The 20995-nt window shown below is 72.2% G+C and carries 22 protein-coding genes; 6 read left to right on the top strand and 16 right to left on the bottom strand.

Annotation, left to right across the window (positions count from 1 at the left end; genetic code table 11):
• Window positions 1–124: 124 nt before the first annotated feature.
• On the top strand, window positions 125–1546 hold the full coding sequence (locus DTL70_RS25625) for a MerR family transcriptional regulator (RefSeq protein ID WP_114024367.1): 1422 nt from the start codon (window positions 125–127) through the stop codon (window positions 1544–1546).
• 207 nt (window positions 1547–1753) lie between these two features.
• Here the strand turns inward: DTL70_RS25625 and DTL70_RS25620 are convergent, their stop codons facing one another.
• Window positions 1754–2404 carry a TetR/AcrR family transcriptional regulator gene (locus DTL70_RS25620; protein ID WP_114024401.1) on the bottom strand — a complete coding sequence of 217 codons (651 nt, stop codon included), beginning with the start codon at window positions 2402–2404 and terminating at the stop codon, window positions 1754–1756.
• A 352-nt stretch (window positions 2405–2756) separates the two neighbouring features.
• On the opposite strand from DTL70_RS25620, the gene abc-f reads away from it, so the two are divergent.
• The 3 genes from abc-f (at window position 2757) to DTL70_RS25605 (ending at window position 6310) form a co-directional block, all read left to right on the top strand.
• Complete coding sequence (abc-f, locus tag DTL70_RS25615) at window positions 2757–4427, top strand: ribosomal protection-like ABC-F family protein (RefSeq protein WP_114024366.1); 1671 nt, start codon at window positions 2757–2759, stop codon at window positions 4425–4427.
• Between the two features lie 71 nt (window positions 4428–4498).
• Window positions 4499–5392: a Vgb family protein gene (locus DTL70_RS25610; protein ID WP_114024400.1), complete on the top strand. Its 894-nt coding sequence runs from the start codon at window positions 4499–4501 to the stop codon at window positions 5390–5392.
• A gap of 138 nt (window positions 5393–5530) precedes the next feature.
• Window positions 5531–6310, top strand: coding sequence for a class I SAM-dependent methyltransferase (locus DTL70_RS25605; RefSeq protein WP_114024365.1), 780 nt, complete (start codon window positions 5531–5533; stop codon window positions 6308–6310).
• A gap of 74 nt (window positions 6311–6384) precedes the next feature.
• On the opposite strand, the gene DTL70_RS25600 is transcribed toward DTL70_RS25605, so the two are convergent.
• The 4 genes from DTL70_RS25600 to DTL70_RS25585 form a co-directional block, all read right to left on the bottom strand.
• Window positions 6385–6804 carry an ankyrin repeat domain-containing protein gene (locus DTL70_RS25600; RefSeq protein WP_114024399.1) on the bottom strand — a complete coding sequence of 140 codons (420 nt, stop codon included), beginning with the start codon at window positions 6802–6804 and terminating at the stop codon, window positions 6385–6387.
• A 106-nt stretch (window positions 6805–6910) separates the two neighbouring features.
• Window positions 6911–7642 (bottom strand): HAD family hydrolase, encoded by a 732-nt coding sequence (locus DTL70_RS25595; protein WP_114024364.1) that lies wholly within the window; start codon window positions 7640–7642, stop codon window positions 6911–6913.
• A 98-nt stretch (window positions 7643–7740) separates the two neighbouring features.
• The gene (locus tag DTL70_RS25590) at window positions 7741–8820 is read right to left on the bottom strand and encodes an aminoglycoside phosphotransferase family protein (protein ID WP_114024363.1); all 1080 of its coding nucleotides are present in this window, start codon (window positions 8818–8820) and stop codon (window positions 7741–7743) included.
• 265 nt (window positions 8821–9085) lie between these two features.
• A complete protein-coding gene (locus DTL70_RS25585) occupies window positions 9086–9952 on the bottom strand; it encodes a FadR/GntR family transcriptional regulator (RefSeq protein ID WP_114024362.1) in 867 nt (288 codons plus the stop codon).
• Between the two features lie 261 nt (window positions 9953–10213).
• Between DTL70_RS25585 and DTL70_RS25580 the strand changes: the two genes are divergently transcribed.
• Window positions 10214–10396 (top strand): hypothetical protein, encoded by a 183-nt coding sequence (locus DTL70_RS25580; RefSeq protein WP_114016255.1) that lies wholly within the window; start codon window positions 10214–10216, stop codon window positions 10394–10396.
• 234 nt (window positions 10397–10630) lie between these two features.
• Here DTL70_RS25580 and DTL70_RS25575 read toward each other — a convergent pair whose 3' ends face one another.
• The 3 genes from DTL70_RS25575 to DTL70_RS25565 form a co-directional block, all read right to left on the bottom strand.
• Window positions 10631–11917: a GNAT family N-acetyltransferase gene (locus DTL70_RS25575; RefSeq protein ID WP_114024361.1), complete on the bottom strand. Its 1287-nt coding sequence runs from the start codon at window positions 11915–11917 to the stop codon at window positions 10631–10633.
• Window positions 11918–12114: 197 nt separating this feature from the next.
• Window positions 12115–13065 carry an asparaginase gene (locus DTL70_RS25570; RefSeq protein ID WP_114024360.1) on the bottom strand — a complete coding sequence of 317 codons (951 nt, stop codon included), beginning with the start codon at window positions 13063–13065 and terminating at the stop codon, window positions 12115–12117.
• A gap of 137 nt (window positions 13066–13202) precedes the next feature.
• On the bottom strand, window positions 13203–13757 hold the full coding sequence (locus tag DTL70_RS25565) for an RsiG family protein (protein WP_114024359.1): 555 nt from the start codon (window positions 13755–13757) through the stop codon (window positions 13203–13205).
• A 162-nt stretch (window positions 13758–13919) separates the two neighbouring features.
• On the opposite strand from DTL70_RS25565, the gene dtd reads away from it, so the two are divergent.
• Window positions 13920–14345, top strand: coding sequence for a D-aminoacyl-tRNA deacylase (gene dtd / locus DTL70_RS25560; protein ID WP_114024398.1), 426 nt, complete (start codon window positions 13920–13922; stop codon window positions 14343–14345).
• Between the two features lie 72 nt (window positions 14346–14417).
• Here the strand turns inward: dtd and ygfZ are convergent, their stop codons facing one another.
• The 8 genes from ygfZ to DTL70_RS25505 form a co-directional block, all read right to left on the bottom strand.
• Window positions 14418–15443 carry a CAF17-like 4Fe-4S cluster assembly/insertion protein YgfZ gene (ygfZ, locus tag DTL70_RS25555; RefSeq protein ID WP_114024358.1) on the bottom strand — a complete coding sequence of 342 codons (1026 nt, stop codon included), beginning with the start codon at window positions 15441–15443 and terminating at the stop codon, window positions 14418–14420.
• A gap of 9 nt (window positions 15444–15452) precedes the next feature.
• Window positions 15453–15899, bottom strand: a complete 447-nt coding sequence (locus DTL70_RS25550; RefSeq protein WP_114024357.1) for a Fur family transcriptional regulator — start codon at window positions 15897–15899, stop codon at window positions 15453–15455.
• Between the two features lie 83 nt (window positions 15900–15982).
• Window positions 15983–16792: a PT domain-containing protein gene (locus tag DTL70_RS25545; protein WP_114024356.1), complete on the bottom strand. Its 810-nt coding sequence runs from the start codon at window positions 16790–16792 to the stop codon at window positions 15983–15985.
• A gap of 348 nt (window positions 16793–17140) precedes the next feature.
• Window positions 17141–17725 (bottom strand): heme-binding beta-barrel domain-containing protein, encoded by a 585-nt coding sequence (locus tag DTL70_RS25540; protein ID WP_114024355.1) that lies wholly within the window; start codon window positions 17723–17725, stop codon window positions 17141–17143.
• A 255-nt stretch (window positions 17726–17980) separates the two neighbouring features.
• Window positions 17981–18352, bottom strand: a complete 372-nt coding sequence (locus DTL70_RS25530; RefSeq protein WP_114024354.1) for a DsrE family protein — start codon at window positions 18350–18352, stop codon at window positions 17981–17983.
• A 68-nt stretch (window positions 18353–18420) separates the two neighbouring features.
• Complete coding sequence (locus DTL70_RS25525; RefSeq protein WP_114024353.1) at window positions 18421–18708, bottom strand: DUF1416 domain-containing protein; 288 nt, start codon at window positions 18706–18708, stop codon at window positions 18421–18423.
• A 39-nt stretch (window positions 18709–18747) separates the two neighbouring features.
• Complete coding sequence (locus DTL70_RS25520) at window positions 18748–19590, bottom strand: sulfurtransferase (RefSeq protein WP_114024352.1); 843 nt, start codon at window positions 19588–19590, stop codon at window positions 18748–18750.
• A 612-nt stretch (window positions 19591–20202) separates the two neighbouring features.
• Entirely contained in the window at window positions 20203–20919 is a 717-nt protein-coding gene (locus DTL70_RS25505) for an LmeA family phospholipid-binding protein (RefSeq protein ID WP_114024351.1), read from the bottom strand.
• Between the last annotated feature and the right edge of the window lie 76 nt (window positions 20920–20995).

Raw genomic sequence — 20995 nt, 5'->3', positions numbered from 1 at the left:
TTGCAAGCACCTTGCTTGCAAGTGTCGCGTCGGCAGGGGCGTTGACCTTCACCCAGGGGAAGACCAGAGCATCGGCGGGGCCGGGCGCGGTGCCCGGTTCGAAGAGGGAGGGAGGGCGGGTGGGATGGGCACGGATCTGCTGACCATCGGGGCCTTCGCCAAGGCGTCACGGCTGTCGCCCAAGGCCCTGCGGCTGTACGACCGGCTCGGTCTGGTGACACCCGCCAGGGTGGACCCGTTCAGCGGTTACCGCCTCTACGCTCCCGCGCAGCTGGAGCGGGCCAGGCTGGTCGCCTGGCTGCGGCGCCTGGGCATGCCCCTCGCCCGCATCCAACGCGTGTGCGAGCTGGCGGAGTCGGACCGCGGTGCCGGGGCGCCGGTCGCCGCCGCGCGCCCGGGGACACAGGGCGGAGCCGCCGCGCGCGAGGTGCGGGCCTACTGGGCTGCGGTCGAGACGGAGACCACCGCCCGCCGCGACCTGGCCACCTTCCTCATCGACCACCTGTCAGGGAAGGACGGTCCCGAGATGACCGAGCAGAACGCGACAACCGAGAACATCCGGTGGCACGCGCACCCGCACGACGCCTCGTCGGCGACACCACGCGCTCCGTTGGGCATCCGGTACGCGGCACTGACCGACGCCGGACGGGTACGCGGAAACAACCAGGACACGGCGTACGCGGGGGAGCGGCTGCTGGCCGTCGCGGACGGTTTCGGCGCCGGGGGCGGCACGGCGAGCGCCGCAGCCGTCGACGTCTTCAAACGGCTGGAAACCGACACCGAGTGGTTGGCAACCGACGTCGGGTTGCCGGCAGCTGGTGCAAAACGGTCGGCAACCGATGCCGCGTGGTCGGCAAGCGGCGTGGAACCGTCGGCAAGCGGTTCCGTGGCCGACTCGGTCGGGGAACTCCTCAACGTGCTCGACGACGCCGTGCGCGAGGCCGGTCGCGCTGTTCACGGTGCCGCGGCGTCCGACGACGCTTCCCGCGAGAGCGGCACCACGCTCACCGCCGCCCTGTGGACCGGTTCCCGACTGGCCCTCGTGCACATCGGTGACTCCCGCGCGTACCTGCTGCGGGACGGCGGGCTGTTCCAGATCACCCATGACCACACGGTCGTGCAGACGATGATCGACGAGGGGCGCCTCAGCCCCGAGGAGGCCGCCTCCCACCCGCAGCGTGCCCTGCTGGCACGCGCCCTGACCGGCGGCCGCGGCGAGACGGCCGCACGCACCGCGAACGACGCGGAGAGGGGCGCGGGGGAGCAGACGGGCGCGGGAGAGCGGAGGGACGCGCCGGTGAGTGGGGCGAACAGCTCGCCGAGCGCCCAGCTGCGGCTCCACGGCGTCCGTCTCGGCGATCGGTACCTGCTCTGCTCGGACGGGCTGTCCGCGGTGGTTCCGACGGCACGCGTGCGTCAGTCGCTGAGCGCGGCCACCGATCCTGACGACGCGGTCCGCACCCTGGTCGGGCTCGCCAACGAGGCGGGCGGCCCGGACAACGTGAGCTGCGTGGTGGCCGACGTCGTGGAGGCCGCCGACGGGTGACGGGCGGACGTGCCGCGCCCCGTACCGCTGTCTCGTCGGACCTCTACGGCGGTTCTCTACGTCGCTTCTCTACGTCGGATCTGTACGCCGGATGCTCACGTCGGCGGTCGCGGGGCGAGCCGGTCGCGCGGGTTGACGATCGAGGAGCGGGCCATGGACAGGCAGCCGCAGCCGATGCCGGGTTGCTGCGCTTCGGCGGCTGCGGGGTTACTCGGGGCGGCTCCGCGTGCCGAACGCGCCCGCGCGGGCCGCGAGCACCGCGGTGCGCGCCGCCTCGCCGGGAAGCGCCGGGTCGGGTGCGCCGTGCAGCAGGACCAGATGGTGGTAGAGGGGAGCGGTCGCGGCCACCAGCAGGCCCCGGGTCTCCACGGGCGGGGTGAGTTCGCCGCGCGCCACGGCGCGCTCGACCACGTCCACGCACCGCTCGTAGCGGTCCTCCCAGAACCGGCGGAGCGCGTCCGCTGCTCCCGCGGAGCGGAAGGAGGCGGCGATCAGTGCCATGGCCAGGGAGGACTCCTCGCTCAGCGCGTCCTGCACCTCCTCGTTCAGCGCCCGCAGGTCGCCCTCGAGGCAGCCGGTGTCCGGCGCGGTCCACCTGTCCGCGCCGGCCGCGTCCAGCACGTCGGCGAGCAGTCCGCCGACGTCACGCCAACGCCGGTAGACCGTCGCACGGTGGACGCCCGAGCGGGCAGCCACGGCGTCCACGGACAGCCCGTCGTATCCGTGTTCCACCAGGAGCGGACCGACGGCCGCGAGTACCTGGTCGCGCACGCGCGCCGTCCGCCCTCCGGGGCGTCGGGCCGCGGGTGGCGGCGGTTCCGCGGCCTCGCCGCCGCCTTCCGCTTCCTTCTTCGTCACCGCCACAGCGCCGCCTCCGGTCTTCTCGCCCTTTTCACGCACCCGCCCACGTTCTCGTATCCGTTCTCTTCCGCTGTCGTCCGGTCCGCTCTCGTCCGGGCCGCTTTCGTTCAGGCCGCTTTCGTTCGGGCCGCGGATCTTCGTTCGCGTCCGGCCTCGGATTGCTCTTGCGGTCGGAGGGCCGTCGTGTCACCATCTTAACGCGACAGGTGTCGCTGTAAAAGCCGTGGCGGGCGCTGCCCGCACGTACGACGACGTGGAACGAGGAAATTGCCGATGCTCATCCGAAGCGTGTCCCCGGTCCTGCGGCCTGTCCCGGCCGCTTCACCCTCGATCGCTGTGGAGAGCATGGATGCCTACCCAGATCTCGGCCTCGGCCGTGACGAAGTCGTATGCGGGCCGGACGGTTCTGGACGGAGTGAGCTGCGCGTTCTCGGCGGGTGAACGCGCGGGGATCGTCGGCGAGAACGGCTCGGGCAAGACGACACTGCTCCGCCTTTTCACCGGGCAGGAGAAACCCGATCAGGGGGAGATCGTCGTCCACGCTGAGGGCGGCGTCGGACATCTCGCCCAGGAAGAGCGGCTCCCACCCGCGTTGACCGTCCAGCAGGTCATCGACGGCGCGCTGCGGGAGTTGCGCGACATGGAACACCGCCTGCGCGTCCTCGAGGCGGCGATCTCGGAAACCGACGCTGCCGGGCGGCCGTCCCCGAACTCGCGGAAGGCGCAGGGGGAGTACGGCGAGCTGCTGACCGCTTTCGAGCTGCGTGGCGGCTACGAGGCGGAGGCCCGCGTCGAACGTGCGCTGCACGGGCTGGGCCTGGGGGTGCTGTCCCGTGAGCGAACCGTGGGCGGTCTCTCCGGAGGAGAACGCGTCCGGCTGAGGCTGGCCGCGCTGCTGGCGGCGAGCCCCGAGGTGCTCCTGCTGGACGAGCCGACCAACCACCTCGACGACGCCGCGCTGCGCTGGCTCGAGGACCATCTGCGCACCCGCCGCGGCACGACGGTGGCCGTCTCCCACGACCGCGCCTTCCTCGAACGCGTGGCGACGACGCTGTGGGAGGTGGACGCCGACCGGCACCAGGTGGTCCGCTACGGCAACGGCTACGCGGGCTATCTCGCGGAGAAGGCGGCCGCTCGCCGTCGCTGGGCGGAGGCTCACGAGCGCTGGCGGGCGGAGGCGGAGCGCCTCAGGGAGACGGCGGCGACCACGGCCCGCAGGGTCGCCCCGGGCCGGGCCATGAAGGACGGCAACAAGATGGCGTACGACCGCGCGGCGGGCCGTGTCCAGCAGTCCGTCGCCGGCCGGGTGCGCAACGCCGAGGAACGGTTGCGCCGCCTGCTGGCCGATCCCGTCCCGCCATCTCCCGTGCCGTTGCGGTTCTCCGCGGCGCTGAGCGGCTCGGGCCTGCGCGGCACGGTGCTGGACGCCGAGAACATCAGCGTGCGCGGCAGGCTGGCCCTCACGGACCTGACGGTCGCGGCGGGTGAGCGCCTGCTGGTCACGGGGCCGAACGGCGCGGGCAAGAGCACCCTGCTCGATGTGCTGGCGGGCCGGGCGGAGCCCGACACCGGCCGGATCTCGCGGCGCGGCCGCATCGGCCACCTCTCCCAGGAGCCCGAGAGCGCGGCCGCCGCCGGGGTGTCGCTCCTCCACGCCTACGCGCAGGGCAGGCCGGGACCGGTCGAGGAGCACGCGGAACGGCTGCTGTCGCTGGGGCTGTTCGCCGCGGAGCGGCTCGAGGTGCCGGTGGCCCGGCTCTCCACCGGCCAGCGGCAACGCCTGGCGCTGGCCCGGCTGGTGACGGAACCGGTCGACGTCCTGCTGCTCGACGAGCCGACCAACCACCTTTCCCCCGCCCTGGTGGAGGAGCTGGAAGAGGCCCTGGAGGCCTACGACGGCGCGTTGGTCGTCGTGAGCCACGACCGCAGGCTGCGGCAGCGCTGGCGCGGTGCCCACCTGGCGCTGGAAGGAAAAGCACCGCTTCCGCTGGGAGCGGCCGACGACAGGAGCTGCCCGTGACACCCGCACATGTGCCCTCAGCGACAACCTCCTCCGCCGCGGCGCCGTCGGGCGCCGGCTCGTCGGCGGAGGTGAGGACGGTGGCCGCCTTCGGCGCCGAGGCGGGCCCCTACGACGTCGTCACCGGACCGGACGGAGCCCTGTGGGCGACGCTGGTCCATGCGGGTGCGGTCGCCCGCCTCACCCCGGACGGCCGGGTGACCACCCACTCGCTGGACGCCCCCGACTGCGGGCCTACGGTCATCACGCCGGGGCCCGACGGCGCCCTGTGGTTCACCCGCTACCGGGACCACCGCATCGGCCGGATCACCGTGGACGGGCGGGCGGAGTCGTTCGCCCTGCCGACGCCCGAGTGCGGACCGTACGGCATCGCGGCGGGTGCGGACGGTGCCCTCTGGTTCACCGAGACGAGCGCCCACCGCATCGGCCGCATCACGCCGGACGGTGAGGTCACCGAGTTCCCGCTGCCGTGCGAGGGCTTCCCCTCGGCGCTCGTTGCCGGCCCTGACGACGCGCTGTGGTTCCCGCTGAACCAGGCGGACGCGATCGGCCGGATCGACCTCGACGGCACGGTCACCGTCCACCCGGTGCCGACCGAGGGCGCCGCACCCGTGGGCATCACCAGCGGCCCCGGCGAGGAAGACGGCTCGGGAGAGCTGTGGTTCGTGGAGATCGGCGCGGGGCAGTTGGGCCGTATCACCACGGACGGCCGGGTGGACGAGTATCCGCTGCCGGACCGCGGGTGCCGCCCCCACGCGGTGGCGAGGACACCGGACGGCACGTGCTGGGTCACCGAGTGGGCGGCGGGCAGGATCGCGGCTCGCACACCGGACGGACGGATCACCGAACATCCCCTGCCGTCCCCGGGCGCGGAGCCGCACGGCCTCACGGTCGGCCCTGAAGGAGATCTCTACGTCGCGCTGGAGACCGGGGAGGTGGTACGTCTCGGCACCACCCGGCCGTGAGGCGAGGTCGCCCACCGGACGTTGCCGCCCCGAAGCCACCCGCCTGCCCGGCCTGCCCGGGTAGGCGAGGCGGAGGCCTCTGGCTTGACGAGGAGAAATGCGATTGGTCGGGGGCAGGGGAGCGGGGAGGATGCGGCCATGGCACATGCGCACGCGGAGCGGGCTCGGTCGTTCGAGGAGCTCGTGGAGGAGGCTGCCTCGGTCTCCGTGGAGGGCTGGGACTTCTCGTGGTTGGAGGGCCGGGCGACCGAGGAACGCCCCTCCTGGGGGTACCAGGGCCGGATGAGCGACCGGCTCGCCACCGCGTCCGCCGCTCTCGACCTGCAGACCGGCGGTGGGGAGGTCCTCGCCGGGGCGGAGAGGCTGCCGCCTGCGATGGCTGCCACCGAGTCGTGGCCGCCGAACGTCGCCAAGGCGACGGCTCTGCTGCGCCCGCGCGGTGTCATCGTCGTGGCGGACACCGACGAGCCTCCGCTGCCGTTCGCGGACGGGGCGTTCGATCTGGTGACCAGCCGGCACCCGGTACGGGCGTGGTGGTCGGAGATCGCCCGGGTGCTGGAGCCCGGCGGTGCCTACCTCGCCCAGCACGTGGGGCCGGCGTCCGTGTTCGAGCTGGTGGAGTACTTCCTCGGACCCCAGCCCGAGGCACGTGAGCGCCGGCGCCCCGAGGACGCGCGTGCGGAGGCGGAGGAGGCCGGTCTCGAGGTGGTCGACCTGCGGTCGGAGCGGCTGCGTATGGAGTTCTTCGACGTCGGTGCGGTCGTCTACTTCCTGCGCAAGGTCGTCTGGATGGTGCCCGGCTTCACCGTCGGGTCGTACCGCTCGCGGCTGCGCGCACTGCACGACCGCATCCGGACCGACGGCCCGTTCGTCGCCCACTCCGCCCGCTTCCTCATCGAGGCCCACAAACCGAAGTGATCACCAGTCGTTACTTCCCCCGGGGGGTGGCAGGAGAGGCCCCTGGACGGGGTCGTCCGCCCAGGGGGTGCTCGTCAGGGGGTGCCGAAGAGCGTCAGGAGTTCCTGCTTCTCGAACATGCGGGCTGTGTCGATGGCGGACGGCGCGCCGGCCCGCGGGTCGGCACCGGCCTCGACAAGCACGCGTACGACCTCGTCCTCGCCCTTGAAGACCGCGCCGGCGAGGGGGGTCTGGCCCCGGTCGTTGGTGCGGTTGGGGTCGGCGCCGTGGAAGAGGAGGGCGCGGACGGTGTCCGGGTGGCCGTGGTAGGCGGCCAGCATGAGGAGGGAGTCGCCCTTGTCGTTGGTCAGGTTCGCGGGTACGCCCGCGTTGACGTAGGCGGCGACGGTGTCGGTGTCGCCGTGCCGGGACAGGTCGAACACCTTCTGGGCCAGTTCCAGGACCTCGGGGTCGTGTGCGGGCTCGTCGCTCTCGGGGGTGGGTGCGTCGGTCATGGTGCCAGCGTACGGACGGTGGCGGCACACGGGCCGTTTCGGCCCGGCTCTGTTTCCCGGCCGGGCCGCATGCGGCGGCGTGCTGACGCGGCAGCGAGGTGGTGGTTCACACGTGGGCCAGGGGATCGACGGTGAGGAGGACATCGCGCAGCGAGGTGGTGAGGGTTTCGGCTCCGCTGTCCCTCAGCTCCCGTTCCTTGCGCTCGTTGCGGGCGTAGCCGACGAAGGCGACGCCGGCGGCTCGGGCGGCGAGCACGTCGCGGGCGGAGTCGCCGATCATCACCGCGTCCGCGGGGGCGGCACCGGAGGCGTGGAGGGCGCGTTCCACGCAGTCGGGGTCGGGTTTGAGCCGGGGGCCGTCCTGGTCGAGGGTCCGTCCGCAGATGCGGCCCGCGAACAGGCCGAGGAGGCCGCGTCCGGAGAGGTAGCGCTCCACCGCTGCGGCTGAGTTGTCGGTGGCGGCGGCCACGGTGCGTCCCGTCGCGCAGAGGGTGCGTACGAGGGTGTCCGCGTACGGGGTGGGGAAGGCGCCCACCGCGGCCGCGGTCTCCTCCTCGGTCAGCGAGCGTTCCATCGCGCGGGCCGTCGCGTCTTGCATCGCGCGGGCTGTCGAGCGTTCCGCCGCGCGGGCGGTTTCTCCCGGCAGCGAGGTGCCGAACGCGAGGGTGAGCAGGTGCAGCGGGTCCGAGGTCTGGTGGGCCGCCGCATCGGGCAGGGCGTGCTGGTAGGTGGTGCGCAGGCGCCCGGCGATAAGGGGGGCAGGGCGGCGGGCGAAGAGGCGGCACAGAGGGCCGTCGAAGTCGAATATCACGCACTGCGCGGAGGTGAGTTCCTGCATCGCTGACCGTCCCTGTCGTCGCCGGGCCCCGCGGGTGGGGCAGCGATTGTTGCAGGAGTACGGGCGAGGGGGGACCGGTGCGTGCGGTGTGGGTTCGGTCAGGATGTGCACATGTCGGCGTAGGCGGTCTCGATGGCTCCGGCGTCGGGTACGTCGTCGAGGTCGAGGGTGTCGGCCGCCCGGGTCAGGACGTCGTGGAGGAGTTTGGCCGCGTGGCCGAGGCGCTCGGCGAGTTGCGGGGTGCCGACCGCGTCGCGGACGGCGATGGCCTGTCGTACCGCGTCGGTGAAGACGGACTGGGCGCGCTTGTAGTCGAGGTAGCGGGGCAGGTCCTCGTCCAGTTGGGCGTCGGCTCCGGGCAGCAGTGTGCCGACGGTGCGGCGCCAGTCGGCCACGACCTCGGCGTGCTGGGCGGCGGGGTAGTCCATCAGGTACAGGTGGGTCGCCAGGTCGTAGAGGGGGTCGCCGAGGGCTGCGAGTTCCCAGTCGATGGTCCACAGGTGTCCGGCGGGGTCGACGACGAAGTTGGCGCGGTGCAGGTCGCCGTGGAGGAGGCAGAAGGGCCGCTCGGCCAGTTGTGCGGCTGCTCGTGCCGGTCGCGAGTGCGGGCCCAGCGCGTCGTGGGGTACGCCGAGTCGTGCGAAGAGCGCACCGTGGCGGGGCAGCTGGGCGTGATGGGCCCGGGCGCGGGTGTGGGCGAGCATGCTCCGCAGGAAGCCCGCGCTGTCGCGGTGGTGTCGCGGAGGGCGGGCGGTGGAGGGCAGGGGGGCGCGTCGGGCGCGGACCTGGTGGGGCCGCAGACGGCACAGGGAGGCGAAGCGCGCCATGATCTGGCGCAGGTGCTCGGGGGCCACGCGGTGGCCGGTCGGGGCGTGCTCGGCGAGGGTGGTGCCTTCGATGAAGCCGTGGAGCACCATGCCGTGCGGGGTGTCGAGGCGGAGCACCGGGGGGATGCGGGGGACGCCGAGGGAGGCGAGTGCGACGAGGAGTTCGTCCTCGGAGGTGAAGAAGCGCCGGTCCAGCCACGGGACGCCTCCGCGTGGCGCGCCGAGTTTGACGCGTCCCAGCCCGGGGAGCGCGCTTTGCGGCCGTACCACGTACCACTCGCGGTGGTAACCCGCCAGGGGGCCGTCCACCGAGCCGAGCGCTGCGGCCTGCCGGAGGGCGTGGGATGTCATGGGCGCTGTCCTAGGGGCGATTGTGCGGGGGAGCTTCCCCTGCGCACGGGCGAGGCTCCCCGCGTACGGAGGGAGCGCGTACGGAGGAAGGTTCCACACAAGTGGAGGCACTGTATCCGGCCCTCGTTCCTCCTCCGCCGCCGAGAGCGCGCTGGTCACCCGAACGCGGTCGGCCGCGGTCGGCCGGAACGGCGGTGCCCGGCGGCGCGCAGGAGGGGGCGCACGGAGAGCGGGTACGCAGCGGGCGCGGGGCGGACCGTCCGGCTCAGTCGAACCGGGTCGCGATCGTGTCCCACAGGGAGTCGAAGAACTGGCGGGACTCCGCCACGAAGGCCGCCTCCTGGTCGTCCCTGGCCTCCACGCCGCCGGTGGAGCGGAAGAGTTTGGCGGTGAGGCCGAGCACGTCGTACAGGGACAGCTGTTCGCCCTGGAAGGCGGCTTCCTCGTTCCTGACGACCTGGTAGTAGCCGATGAGGGCCTCGTTGCGGTTGAGCAGGTAGAGCTTGTGGGTGGGGGTGAGGGGGACGGCGCGGACGGTGAGGGAGACCTCGACGCCGAACCGGGCCAGTGAGGTCAGCGAGTTGTCGACGGCGTGCACGTAGCTGGTCTGCATCTGGTGCAGCCGCTCGCGGGGTTTGGGGTCGTCGGGGTCGTCGATGAGGCGGGGGAGTGCGAGACGCGCTTCGAGGCTGGGGACGAGGACGCGGGCCGTGAGGGTGCGCGGGGTCAGCCGCCGTTCCATGACCTGGCGTATGGGCCAGGCGAGGGCGTTGTTGAGGGTTTCGGTGGTGAGGGAGAACGCGTCGACGGTGACGTGTTCGGCCTGGAAGGCCGCGTGGAGCCTGTCCGCCAGTTCGACGCCCGCGCTGCGGGGGGCTTCGGCGTGGTGGCCGGGTTCGGCCACGGTGGGTGAGGAGCCGCGGCCCACGTTCTCCAGGAGGTCTTCGCGGGTGAGAGCGGCGAGGGCCTCGCGTACGGCGCTGCGGCCGACGGTGAACTCGGTCTCCAGTTCGCGTTGGGTGGGGAGCCGGGAGCCGGGCGCGTACTCGCCGTTGCGGATGCGCGCGCGCAGGGCGTCGGCGACCACGTCGCGCGGGCGGCGGCCGCTGGTGGAGGCGGGCTTCCTGGTCACACCGCCGACCCTACAACTTCGCGGAAAAGTGCGGCAGTTGTCCGTCAGCGGTTTTCGGATGGCGGACAACTGGGAATGCATAAGGTGAGTTGGTCGCCAACTCGCCACGCACACCGCAAAGTTGGTCACGACATGTCTCGGTCTGCCGGCCCCGAGTCGCTCGCCCGTTCGACGACACGATCCGCCCGTTCGACGACGCATGGGCGCACCCCGTACCTCCAGCACAGCCGTTCTTCCCGTGCCTGAGAAGGAGGGATCGCCATGCCGCTCCTCGCGCTCGCCGTCGCAGCAGCCGTCGTCTTCTTCGAACAGCTCGTCCAGGTGCGCTTCGGGGTCCTCGGCCTCGCCGGGTTCCTGTTGCTGAGTATCGGCCTCAAGGCCAGGCACACCGGATGCAGCACCGCCGGCGCGCTGGTGCTCGCCACGCTGCTGCTGCATCCCTGACCGTCCCGCCCCCACGGCGGGCGGTCGCCGTCATGCCGCCTTCCCCTCCCACTCACCCACGCCACGGGGGAAGGCGGCTTGATGACGGAAACCGGCACGCCGGCCCACGCGGTGGCGGCACCACGCCCCGCCCCTCACGCGCGCGGTGGACGGCCCCACGACCCCTGCTCCCCGGGCCGGAACACTGTCAGAACATCCTTCCGAACCGGGTGCCGAACACGCGTCAGAACACCGTCAGAACATGTCCGGGCACCATGGCCGCCGCGCGGTGCGGAACAGCGCGTCCGCCCGCTCGACGGCCCCCTCGCGATGACCGGCCAGCAGCCCCAGGGCGGCGAGCCGCACGGCCGACTCGTCGCCCAGGTAGAGGGCGGCGAGTTGTGCGACGTCGAGGGTGAGGTCGGGTTCCTCGCGGGTGGCGGTGCACTGGGCCGCGCTCCGCGGCCCGCCCGTCTCCAGGCGGAACCTGCCGGCCGCGTAACCGTCCTTGTCGCGCACGTCCAGGACCAGGGAGGTGCCGGCGCCCGCGTAGGTGCGGGCCGTCAGCATGCGCGGTACGTCCAGCGGGCGGATCCACAGCCAGTCGGTGTGGCTGACGGTGCGCGCGGCACGCGGGTCGGGCAGCAGCAGGGGCAGTACGTCGTCGGGGGCCCGCAGCCCCGTCCGCACCCGCTGGACCCAGTCCATCGCCAGGACGTACCGCCACAGCGCGGCCTCGCCGGCAGCCGTGGTGGCGAACAGGTCGCTGACCGTGAGGGTCTGTTCGGGCTGCTTGGCCTGCCACACGTTGTCGGAGGCGTAGGTCACCCCGCCCTGCGGGCGGCCCTCGGCATCGCGGTAGACCGCGTGGAACGGCGCGGTGAAGCCGTCGTCGGGGTAGCGCAGTTCCCCGGTGGCCACCCGCCACCACTTCTCGTTCCTGTCGATGGCGCCCTGGCGGTGCGCACCGGCGCGGAACCGCGCGTGGACCGCGGGCATCGACGCGCGGAAACTGGCGGCGTCCTCCAGGTCCACCCGCCCGCCGTCCCCCGCGTCGGCGGGGCCCGCGTACCGCCGGTCGAGGCCCGTGCGGGCGACGTGGACCTCCCACTCGGTGGCCCCGGCGGCGGGTCCGAAGCCGTAGCGCCCATAGATCGGGTACTCGGCGGCGATCAGGCTGGCGCAGGCGTCCCCCCGCTCCTTCGCGGCGTCCAGCGCGTTCGCCATCATCGCCGTCAACAGGCCACGCCTGCGGTGCGTGGGGGAGACGGTGACGGCGGTGACGGCACACGCGGGCAGCACGGCGCCGCCCGGCACGGTCAACTCCTGCGGCGTCGTACGGAACGTGGCCACGCACCTGGCCCCGTCGTAGGCGCCCTGTGTGCGGTCCAGCGCGGCCGGGGTGTCGAGGCCCTGCCTGCGGACCGCGGCCTCCTCGGCGCTCACGGCGGGGCCGCGGAAGAAGCCGGTGGCGACGGCGCGCAGCCACTCGGGGAAGTCGTCGGGGGAGGCCAGGGTGCGGATCTGGAGACCGTTCGCCATGCGGTCACGCTAGGCGCGCGGCCCTGCGCCCGCATCCGGGTTTCCGGAGCGTCGAACGCCGGCCTCCCGAGCGCCGGCAAACACCGGCCTCCCGCGAGCACCCGGCTCCTCGCGAGCACCTGGCTCCCCACGAGCACCTGGCTCCTCGCGAGCCGTCGACCTCGCAGGACGCGGCGCGTATCAGAACCCGGCGCGGATCAGAACGCGGCGCGGACCTCGCCGACTCGGACGCCGCCGCCCAGGACCGGGACCGTCGAGAGGCGTTCGAGTACGGGTGCGCTCGCTCCCATGTGGACGGACAGGGCGCGTGCCACGACGGGGCCGAGCGCCCTGCTCGCGCCGTCCTCCACCTTGAAGGCGAGGGCCTGTCCGTCCGGCAGCGCGACCCCCTGCACCGCTTCGGCGCCCATCTTGCTGACGCATCCGGGCAGCTCCCGCATCAGCCAGGTGTCGTGCCGACGGGTACCGCCGACGTACTCGGGGTGGGCGCGCATCGCCTCGGCGACCCGTCCCTCGGGGGAGTCTTCGGGCGCCAGGGCCAGCGCGCGGAAGCCGCGGGCCAGGCCGGTCAGTGAGACGGCCATCAGCGGGGCGCCGCAGCCGTCGACGCCGACGTGCGCCACCGGGTCGCCGGTGGCCTCCTCCAGGGTGGCGCGGACCAGCTTCTGCAGGGGATGGCCGGGGTCGAGGTAGCTCTCCAGCGGCCATCCCGCGGCCTGGCAGGCGGCGAGCATGGCGGTGTGCTTGCCCGAGCAGTCCATGGCCAGCGGGGTGCGGGTGTGTCCGGCGGCGAGGAAGGCCTCGCTCTCCTCGTCGTCCAGCGGGAGGGAGGCCGGGCACCGCAGGTGGGACTCGGCCAGTCCGTGCTCGGCGAGCATCGTGCGCACCAGGTCGAGGTGGAAGGGCTCCGCCGAGTGGCTCGCGGCGGCCAGTGCCAGCCGCTCACCAGACAGCTCGAGGCCGGAGCGCAGCACGGCGGAGGCCTGGAAGGGCTTGTTCGCCGAGCGGGGGAAGACCGGCGCCTCCGGGTCGCCCAGCGCGCAGGTGACGCTGCCGTCCGCCGCCAGCACCACCAGCGAACCCCGGTGCCGCCCCTCGGTGAAGCCGGACCTGACGACCTCGGCGAGCACGGGGAGTATGTCGGGCATCTCGGGACCTTCCGGTGATGTTCGGCGTACCGGCGTACGGGGTTGCGGCATTCGTGACCCCTCACCGTAACCGCACCGGACGACCCGCGAAACGCGCGCCCCCGGCCCGCGCAGCGGGCCGGGCGGCCGTCGGCCGGTCACGGCAGCAGGTCGTCCACCTGCGCCTCCCCCTCCCGGTAGCGGCGGGCGATCTCGGTGCTGCACCCGTCGGCGGTGCGCTGCAATCCCTGGCGGCGCCCCGAGACTTGGCTCTCGTACCCGACCAGCCGTGCCATGGCCTCGTGCAGCTCGGTGTCCGTGCGGGCCGCCAGGTCGCTCAGCTCCACCTCGGCCAGCATCGTCTCGGCCAGTGCCCGGTACTTCTCACCGCGCGGTGCGGCGAGAGTCACATGGCGCGCGGAGCGGTGGCCCGCCGGGTTGTCGGTGAGGATCTGCGGCAGCAGGTCCAGCAGTGGTGACCCCGCGGAGCTGCGCCGGGCCAGCTCGGCGCGGAGGATGTCGATCCGCCCCTGGAGCAGTCTGCGGACGTAGCTCAGATCCGCCTCGTCCTGCTGGGCCTCGCGCCTGAGGGCGCGCAGCTCGGGCAGGCTCAGCGTGAGCAGGTCAGGCCGGTTCTCCTCCGGCAGCCGTCCCGAGGCTCCGCCTCCGGGCTGTCGTGGTGTGTGAGCCCGGCCCGCACCGGTTGTGCTCATGGGCTTGTGTCCCCTCATCCCCGTCCGCGGTAGCTCGCGCGGCACGTGCTGAACGCACCGCGTGTGCGCATCGTGCCACTGAGTGCCCCCCGTTCGCACCGGTCACCCGCCCGCATGGCGGCCGCGTCCCGCCTCGGGGGGCGGGGCGGCATGATGGGCGGCATGCGAGCAGTGGTGCAGAGAGTGGACGGCGCGAGCGTCACCGTGGAGGGCCGGACAGTTGGTCGGATAGTCGGCGAGGGCCTGTGCGTGCTGGTCGGGGTCACGCACGAGGACACGAAGGAGAAGGCGGCGCAGCTCGCGCGCAAGGTGTGGTCCGTACGGATTCTGCACGGGGAGAAGTCGTGTTCGGATGTCGGAGCGCCGCTGCTGGTGATCAGTCAGTTCACTCTCTACGGTGACGCGCGTAAGGGCCGCAGGCCGACGTGGAACGGCGCGGCGCCGGGCGAGGCCGCCGAGCCGCTGGTCGAGGAAGTGGTCGCCAGGCTGCGGGAGTTGGGTGCCGAGGTCGCCACCGGCGAGTTCGGGGCCGACATGAAGGTGTCCCTGACGAACGACGGCCCCTTCACGGTGTTGCTGGAGGTCTGACGCCTGCTCTTTCCCCGCCCTCGGGGGGCGGGGAAGAGCAGGCGGACCGGATCCAGGGCGCGACGGCGGTGTCTACGGGGCGACGACGGTTTCCTGGGCGGCCGCCGTGGCGTCGGGGCCCACGATGAGTTCCGCGTCGGGGGCGATGTTCCGCTTGACCAGGGCCAGCGCGATCGGCCCCAGCTCGTGGTGGCGGGCCGAGGTGGTGACGAAGCCGATCTGCCGTCCCTCCAGTCCGGTGGCGGCCAGCCGCACCGCGTCGCCGTGCGCCGGCAGCCGCACCTCGCTGCCGTCCAGGTGGAGGAAGACCAGGCGGCGCGGCGGTTTCCCCAGGTTGTGGACGCGGGCGACGGTTTCCTGGCCGCGGTAGCAGCCCTTCTCCAGATGCACGGCGGAGCCGATCCAGCCCACTTCGTGGGGGATGGTCCGGTGATCGGTCTCCATGCCGAGGCGGGGCCGCCGCTCCTCGACCCGCAGGGCCTCGTGGGCCAGCACGCCCACCGCGGGCGTGTGGGAGGCGGCGAACGCGGTCAGCTCGGCGCGCGGCAGGAACAGGTCGCGCCCGTGGGCGGTCTCGCGTACGGCGTGGACGCTCGCGGGCACCTCGGCGATGGATCCCGCGGGCAGGTGGACGACGGCGATCTCGCTCGTCCGGTCGGCGATCTCCACCCGGTAGAAGAAGCGCATGCTCTCCAGATAGGCCAGCAGTTCGCCCTGTTTGCCCGGTTCGGTGTGCATCCACACCGTCGCCCCGTCGTCGACGAGCTGGAGTTCCTGTTCGATGTGCCCGTTGGCGGAGAGGATCAGCGCCTCGGTGGCCTGCCGGGCCGGGAGCCGCTCGACGTGCTGGGTGAGCAGCAGGTGCAGCCAGGTGAGGCGGTCGTCACCGGAGACGGTGACCACACCGCGGTGCGAGAGGTCCACGAAGCCGGTGCCGTCGGCGAGTGCGCGCTGCTCCTTGAACAGGTCGCCGTAGTGGGCGGCGACACCCTCGTCGGGTGCCTCGGCGGCGACGGCGCCCGGCAGCGTGAGCAGGGGGCTGGGGGTGGCGGCAGGGGCTGGGCCGCTGCTCGGGGTGCTCGGACTGCTGGAGGACATACGCCCAGCCTACGACGGTCCTTCCTCGCTCTCCTCGGCCTTCGCCCGGCACGTGGCGCACCGCCCGAAGATCGCGAAGTGCTTCATGTCGGTGTCGAAGCCGAAGCGCTCGCGCAACCGGGCGGTGAAGGGCTCGGCCTCGGACAGATCGGCCTCGATCACGTCCGTGCAGTCCCGGCACACCAGGTGCATGTGGTGGTGGCGGTCGGCCAGGTGGTAGGTGGGGGCGCCGTGGCCGAGGTGGGCGTGGGAGACCAGGCCCAGCTCCTCCAGGAGCTCCAGGGTGCGGTAGACCGTCGAGATGTTGACGCTGCCCGCCGTGCGGCGGACCTCGGCGAGGATGTCGTCCGGAGTGGAGTGCTCCAGTTTGTCCACGGCCTCCAGCACGAGCTGGCGCTGCGGGGTGAGCCGGTATCCGCGCGCCCGAAGATCGCTTTGCCAGTCGGTGGTAGCCACGAGGTCCAGTGTAGAAGCGGTGCGGGTCCGGGTGCCCCCGTGGCACCCGGACCCGCCCTACCGGAAGAGATCGAGCCGCGGGATCAGTTCTGGGCGGCGGTCTTCTTCCGCTTGGCCAGGAACACGGCCGCGCCGCCGATCACGACGAGGGCGCCCGCGCCGCCGACGAGCAGCGGGGTGTTGGAGCCGCCACCGGTCTCGGCCAGGTCGCCGCCGCCCGAGCCGCTGCCCTTGTCCGTACCACCGGCGGGCGCCGGGGTGTTGGCGTCGTCGGAGGAGTCGTCGCCGGGCTTTTGCGACGGCTTCTCGGTGGGCTTGTGGGTGGGCTTCTCGGACGGCTTCTCGCTCGGCTCGTCCGTCGGCTTCTGCGTCGGCTTCTCGGTGGGCTTCTCGGTCGGCTTGGGCTTGGTCGCGTCGACGCTGTAGGTCTGGGTGACGCTGTTGTTGCTGGTGTCGGGGTCGCTCTTGTCGCCCTTGATCTCGGCGCGCAGCGTCTGCTTCTTGCCGGAGAGGCTGGCCGGGAGGTCCATGTTCTCCAGGGCGTCGCCGTCGGCGGCCAGCTCGGCCACGATGACGACCTTCTTGGCGCTCCAGGACTTCACGGCGCCCTTGTCGACCTTCGGCTTGGCGGTGAAGGTGACGTTCTTGACGGCGGTCACCGTGACGGTGGCCGTGGTGGCCTCGGGCCCGTGGTTGCCGAAGTTGCCGCCGATGCCGTCGCCGAGGACCTTGCCGGAGTTCTTGTCGTAGAGGATGCCCGACGTGAGGCCGACATTCAGCTCGGCGCCGCTGTCGTAGGCGAACGCGCCTGCCGCGGTGGCCACCTGGGTGGCGGCCAGGCCGCCGAGGAGGGCGACGGTGGCGGCGGCGGAAGTGATGCGGGAACGATTCACAGAAAGAGCCTTTTCCCCGTTGGGCGGCCGGGCGCGGCGGCGGAAGCGTGCGGGAACACACGCGCTGAGGGCCGCCGGGGCCCGTGCCGGTGAATGGATTAACGCCATTCTTATCACTCAGGGGTACGCATTAGCTCCGCTCGCGGACGGTGAACCGACCGTCCGGTAGCGTGCGACGAGCGCCTGTGACCTGCTCGAATGCCGGCGGGAAAAGAACCCGGAGAAGCCGAAGAGCCGCTTTCCGGCTGCTGACCGGAAAACGGCTCTTGCACAGCTTTCACAATCGTGACACCGCTGAGACGCCTGGTGCCGCACTGTGACGCGGCACCAGGCCGCGGTCGGCTGTACTCAGCGGAAGAAGGCGATACCGTCGTCCGGCAGGTCCACGACGTCCTTCGCCCACTCCTTGGGGTCGACGACCTTCTTCAGCTGCGCCGACATGTAGGGGTGCAGCGGCGTCTGCGGCGTGGCCTTCTCGCCCACCCACATCAGGTCGCCGTTCACGTAGCCGTACAGCCGCTTCCCGCCGCTGTACTCGCCCGCCGCCTCGGTACGCGCCACCGCGTCCGTCGCCAGGTCGATCTGCGGCTTCTTGTCGGCCAGCTCCCCGTACCAGACCTCCGCGATGCCCTGGTCGCGGATCATCACGACCTCGACCCTGCGGTCCCTGCCGATCCGCCAGTACCCCGTCTCGGTCTCCAGCGGGCGGACCTTCTTGCCCTCCCCGTCCAGCTCCCAGGTGTGCGAGAAGTACTCCAGGAAGTCACGCCCGTCGTGGGTGAAGGTGACCTCCTGCCCGAAGTTGCACTTCTTCTCGCTCTGGCCCTCGCTCTGTCCCTCGTCGAGGGCGGCCACTCCCGCCCCGGTCCAGTTGCCGAGCAGGAAGGCGAGGGGGACGAGGTCCGGGTGCAGGTCGGACGGAATCTCGATCATGATGCGCTCAAGTCGTCTCGAAGGTCCGGGTCAGCTGGGGGCCGCGCTCAGCGCTGACCCTGGTACAGCTTCTTGAAGGTCAGCCCGGCGAAGGCCACGGTGCCGATGCAGACGAGGACCATCAGGGCGGTGAAGAATGCCTCAAGCACGGGGCGGCTCTCCTTGGGCGGTGTTCTGGGACTTTGCCGAGTCTAGTCGCCGCCGCGCGGGGCGGCCTCCCGAGGGGGCCGCTGCGGCCTCACGGGGGGATGGGGCTCAGTAGACGAGGGCCTGCACGCCCTCCGGCATGATCTCGCTGACGAAGACCTGCGCGCCGGCGATGCGGACGCCCTCGGCGACGTCCTTCTCCTCGATCCCCCTGCGGGCCGCGCACTGGGTGCACAGGGTGATTGCTCCCCCGCTCGCCAGGACGGCGTCCATGAGGTCGGGCAGCGGAGCCGCGTGCGGCAGGTCGAACTCGGCGGCGCGGCCCGGCAGGGCGAACCAGGCGGACTCGCCGGTCAGCCACAGGCTGACCCGGGTGCCGCTGGCCGCGGCCACGGAGGCGACGGTGAACGCCTGCGAACACCTCTCGGGGGCGTCAGCCCCCGCGGTGACCTTGATGACGAGCGTGCTGCGGGTTGCCATGGCCGCCAGCCTACGGGCGGCCCACCGCCGGTGGGCGCCCAGCAGCGGAGGGCGCCCACCGGGGGAGGTCACACCGCGATGGTGACCTCGGACAGGTTGCCCGTCTGGGCGATGACGGTGCGGTCGGCCGTGCCGCCGGGTACCAGGGCGCGGACGGTCCACGTGCCCTCGGCGGCGTAGAAGCGAAACTGGCCGGTGGCGGAGGTCGGTACCTCCGCGGTGAACTCCCCGGTGGAGTCGAGCAGCCGCACGTACCCGGTCACGGGTTCGCCGTCACGGGTGACGCTGCCCTGGATCGTCGTCTCGCCGGGCTTGGCGCTGGCGGCGTCCGGGCCGCCTGCCTGTGCTCCGCACATGGTGGGTTCTCCCTGGAGTGGTTCGCGGAAGGGCGGGGGTCAGTTCGAGCCCAGCTCGACGGGCACGCCGACGAGGGAGCCGTACTCGGTCCAGGAGCCGTCGTAGTTCTTGACGTTCTCCTGGCCCAGCAGCTCGTGCAGCACGAACCAGGTGTGGGCGGAGCGCTCGCCGATGCGGCAGTAGGCGATGGTGTCCGTGCCCAGGTCGACGCCCTCGCCCTGGTAGAGCTCGGTGAGCTCGTCGTCGGACTTGAAGGTGCCGTCGTCGTTGGCCGACTTCGACCAGGGGATGTTGCGCGCGCTGGGCACGTGTCCTGCGCGCTGCGACTGCTCCTGCGGCAGGTGGGCGGGGGCCAGCAGCTTGCCGCTGAACTCGTCGGGGGAGCGCACGTCGACCAGGTTCTTGGTGCCGATGGCGTCGACGACCTCGTCGCGGAAGGCGCGGATGGAGGTGTCCTGCGGCTTGGCCTGGTAGTCGGTGGCCGGGCGCTCGGGTACGTCGGAGCCGTCGACCAGGTCGCGGGAGTCCAGCTCCCACTTCTTGCGGCCGCCGTCCAGGAGCTTGACGTCCCCGTGGCCGTAGAGCTTGAAGTACCAGTAGGCGTAGGCGGCGAACCAGTTGTTGTTGCCGCCGTAGAGGACGACGGTGTCGTCGTTCGCGATGCCCTTGGCGGACAGGAGCTTCTCGAAGCCCTCCTGGTCGACGAAGTCGCGGCGGACCGGGTCCTGGAGGTCCTGCTTCCAGTCGATGCGGACGGCGTTCTTGATGTGGTTCTTGTCGTAGGCCGAGGTGTCCTCGTCCACCTCGACGAGGACCACCTTCGGGTCGTCGATGTGGGCCTCGACCCACTCGGCGTCGACCAGTACGTCGCTGCGGCTCATGCTGTCTCTCCTCTTGGGTGGGTGGGGTGCGGCGGAGGGCGAGTGGGGCGTACGTGGGCGCGGGGCGCGCGGTTCCTTTCCCGTCCGCGGCGGGAGCGGCGGGGGCCGTGGGCTGCCGGGGGGAGGGAGCGGTGCCGGTGCCGGTGCCGGAGCAGGGTGCCGGGTACGGCGTCCGCGGGGAGGCGGGAGGTGCCGAGGGGAGCTCTGCTGCCGGGGGAGGCGGGCGTGCGCGGGGGGCGCCTGGTGCGCTGCGGTGCGCGGCGTCGGCGGGGAGCGGACGGCCGGCGGGTCAGCGGGAGCCGCGACAGAGCATGGCGGCGATGCGGCACAGGTCCACTGCCCGGCGCTTCGTGAGGTCCGCCTGTCGCTTCATGGCTCGATCGTAAGGACGACGGAGGGCCCGTGTCACCGCTGATCCGTACTCTGAGACGGTTGTGTCCGCGATACGGGACGCCGGGTGTTCCGCAGGGCGCCGCGCGGCCGTGCGGAGGCCGTGCGGTGGCCGGAAACATCTACTGTGCGGACCCGCGTGTCTCGCATTCCGGGACCTGCGGTGCCGTGCGGTGCCGTGCGCTCCCGTGCGGGACCGTGCCTGCGCGGGTGGCCGGCCGGTCAGCCGGCCAGGTGTACGCCGGTGCCCTCCATGGAGAGGTTCACCCCGTCCTTGTCGGCGTCGACCTTCTCGAGCTTCAGCCCCTCGGGGAGCTTGTCTATCGTCCGGTCGAAGTCGATCTTCTCGCGGATCGTCTTCTCGATACCGGGGATCTTGGAGCCCGGCACCTCGTCCGCGTGCAACCGCACCGTCTTGCCGCCGGTCACACTGACGGTGCTGTAGACGCTGCGCTCGATGGTCTTGCCGATCAGCGGAACGGTCACACTCGCGCTGACCTTGACCTGGTCCTTGCCGGACTTGCTCTTGCCGCCGTAGCTGACGCGTACACCCTCGTCCGCCGCGTTGGACAGGTCCTTGTAGGAGAGGTGGACGGTGCCGGTGGCGTGGTCGGCGACGGCCGAGCTGAAGTTGTCGGACAACGCGACGTCGGTGGCCTCCATGGAGACCTCGCTCAGCCGCACCTCGCGCCCGCCCGCCTTCGCGGTGACGCCCTTCACCTGGGCCGTCACCTTGTCCAGTTCCTTGGCGGCGACCTGGGTGAGGAAGGGGAACCCCTCGATGGAGACCTCGGGGTCGCCGGAGGAGGCGGAGCCCAGCTCGCCCTTGAGTTTCTTGGCCACCTCGTCCTCGGCGAGGTTGACCGCGATCCGGTCGGCGGCCACGAAGAGCCCGGCGAGTACCACCAGGATCACAAGCCCTATGCGTAGTGCGCGCATTGCGTTCCGTATCCCCCATGAGTCGGCTGGCTACGCGCGAGCGTAACCCGCCGCCCCCGCTGTCCGCGGAGTGGTG

The sequence above is a fragment of the Streptomyces diacarni genome (genome assembly GCF_003323715.1).
GTDB classification, from domain to species: Bacteria; Actinomycetota; Actinomycetes; order Streptomycetales; family Streptomycetaceae; genus Streptomyces; species Streptomyces diacarni.
The sequence above is the reverse complement of the archived record's forward strand: the minus strand, read 5'-3'. Positions and strand labels throughout refer to the sequence as shown.

Bases quoted from the DNA above. Each gene is read 5' to 3' on its own strand.
- DTL70_RS25605 (WP_114024365.1), top strand. From the start codon at position 5,531: ATGGCACATGCGCACGCGGAGCGGGCTCGGTCGTTCGAGGAGCTCGTG.
- DTL70_RS25525 (WP_114024353.1), bottom strand. From the start codon at position 18,708: ATGTGCGGAGCACAGGCAGGCGGCCCGGACGCCGCCAGCGCCAAGCCC.
- DTL70_RS25540 (WP_114024355.1), bottom strand. From the start codon at position 17,725: ATGATCGAGATTCCGTCCGACCTGCACCCGGACCTCGTCCCCCTCGCC.
- DTL70_RS25590 (WP_114024363.1), bottom strand. From the start codon at position 8,820: ATGACATCCCACGCCCTCCGGCAGGCCGCAGCGCTCGGCTCGGTGGAC.
- DTL70_RS25520 (WP_114024352.1), bottom strand. From the start codon at position 19,590: ATGAGCCGCAGCGACGTACTGGTCGACGCCGAGTGGGTCGAGGCCCAC.
- DTL70_RS25505 (WP_114024351.1), bottom strand. From the start codon at position 20,919: ATGCGCGCACTACGCATAGGGCTTGTGATCCTGGTGGTACTCGCCGGG.
- dtd (WP_114024398.1), top strand. From the start codon at position 13,920: ATGCGAGCAGTGGTGCAGAGAGTGGACGGCGCGAGCGTCACCGTGGAG.
- DTL70_RS25565 (WP_114024359.1), bottom strand. From the start codon at position 13,757: ATGAGCACAACCGGTGCGGGCCGGGCTCACACACCACGACAGCCCGGA.
- DTL70_RS25600 (WP_114024399.1), bottom strand. From the start codon at position 6,804: ATGACCGACGCACCCACCCCCGAGAGCGACGAGCCCGCACACGACCCC.
- DTL70_RS25530 (WP_114024354.1), bottom strand. From the start codon at position 18,352: ATGGCAACCCGCAGCACGCTCGTCATCAAGGTCACCGCGGGGGCTGAC.
- DTL70_RS25580 (WP_114016255.1), top strand. From the start codon at position 10,214: ATGCCGCTCCTCGCGCTCGCCGTCGCAGCAGCCGTCGTCTTCTTCGAA.
- DTL70_RS25625 (WP_114024367.1), top strand. From the start codon at position 125: ATGGGCACGGATCTGCTGACCATCGGGGCCTTCGCCAAGGCGTCACGG.
- abc-f (WP_114024366.1), top strand. From the start codon at position 2,757: ATGCCTACCCAGATCTCGGCCTCGGCCGTGACGAAGTCGTATGCGGGC.
- DTL70_RS25575 (WP_114024361.1), bottom strand. From the start codon at position 11,917: ATGGCGAACGGTCTCCAGATCCGCACCCTGGCCTCCCCCGACGACTTC.
- DTL70_RS25570 (WP_114024360.1), bottom strand. From the start codon at position 13,065: ATGCCCGACATACTCCCCGTGCTCGCCGAGGTCGTCAGGTCCGGCTTC.
- DTL70_RS25595 (WP_114024364.1), bottom strand. From the start codon at position 7,642: ATGCAGGAACTCACCTCCGCGCAGTGCGTGATATTCGACTTCGACGGC.
- ygfZ (WP_114024358.1), bottom strand. From the start codon at position 15,443: ATGTCCTCCAGCAGTCCGAGCACCCCGAGCAGCGGCCCAGCCCCTGCC.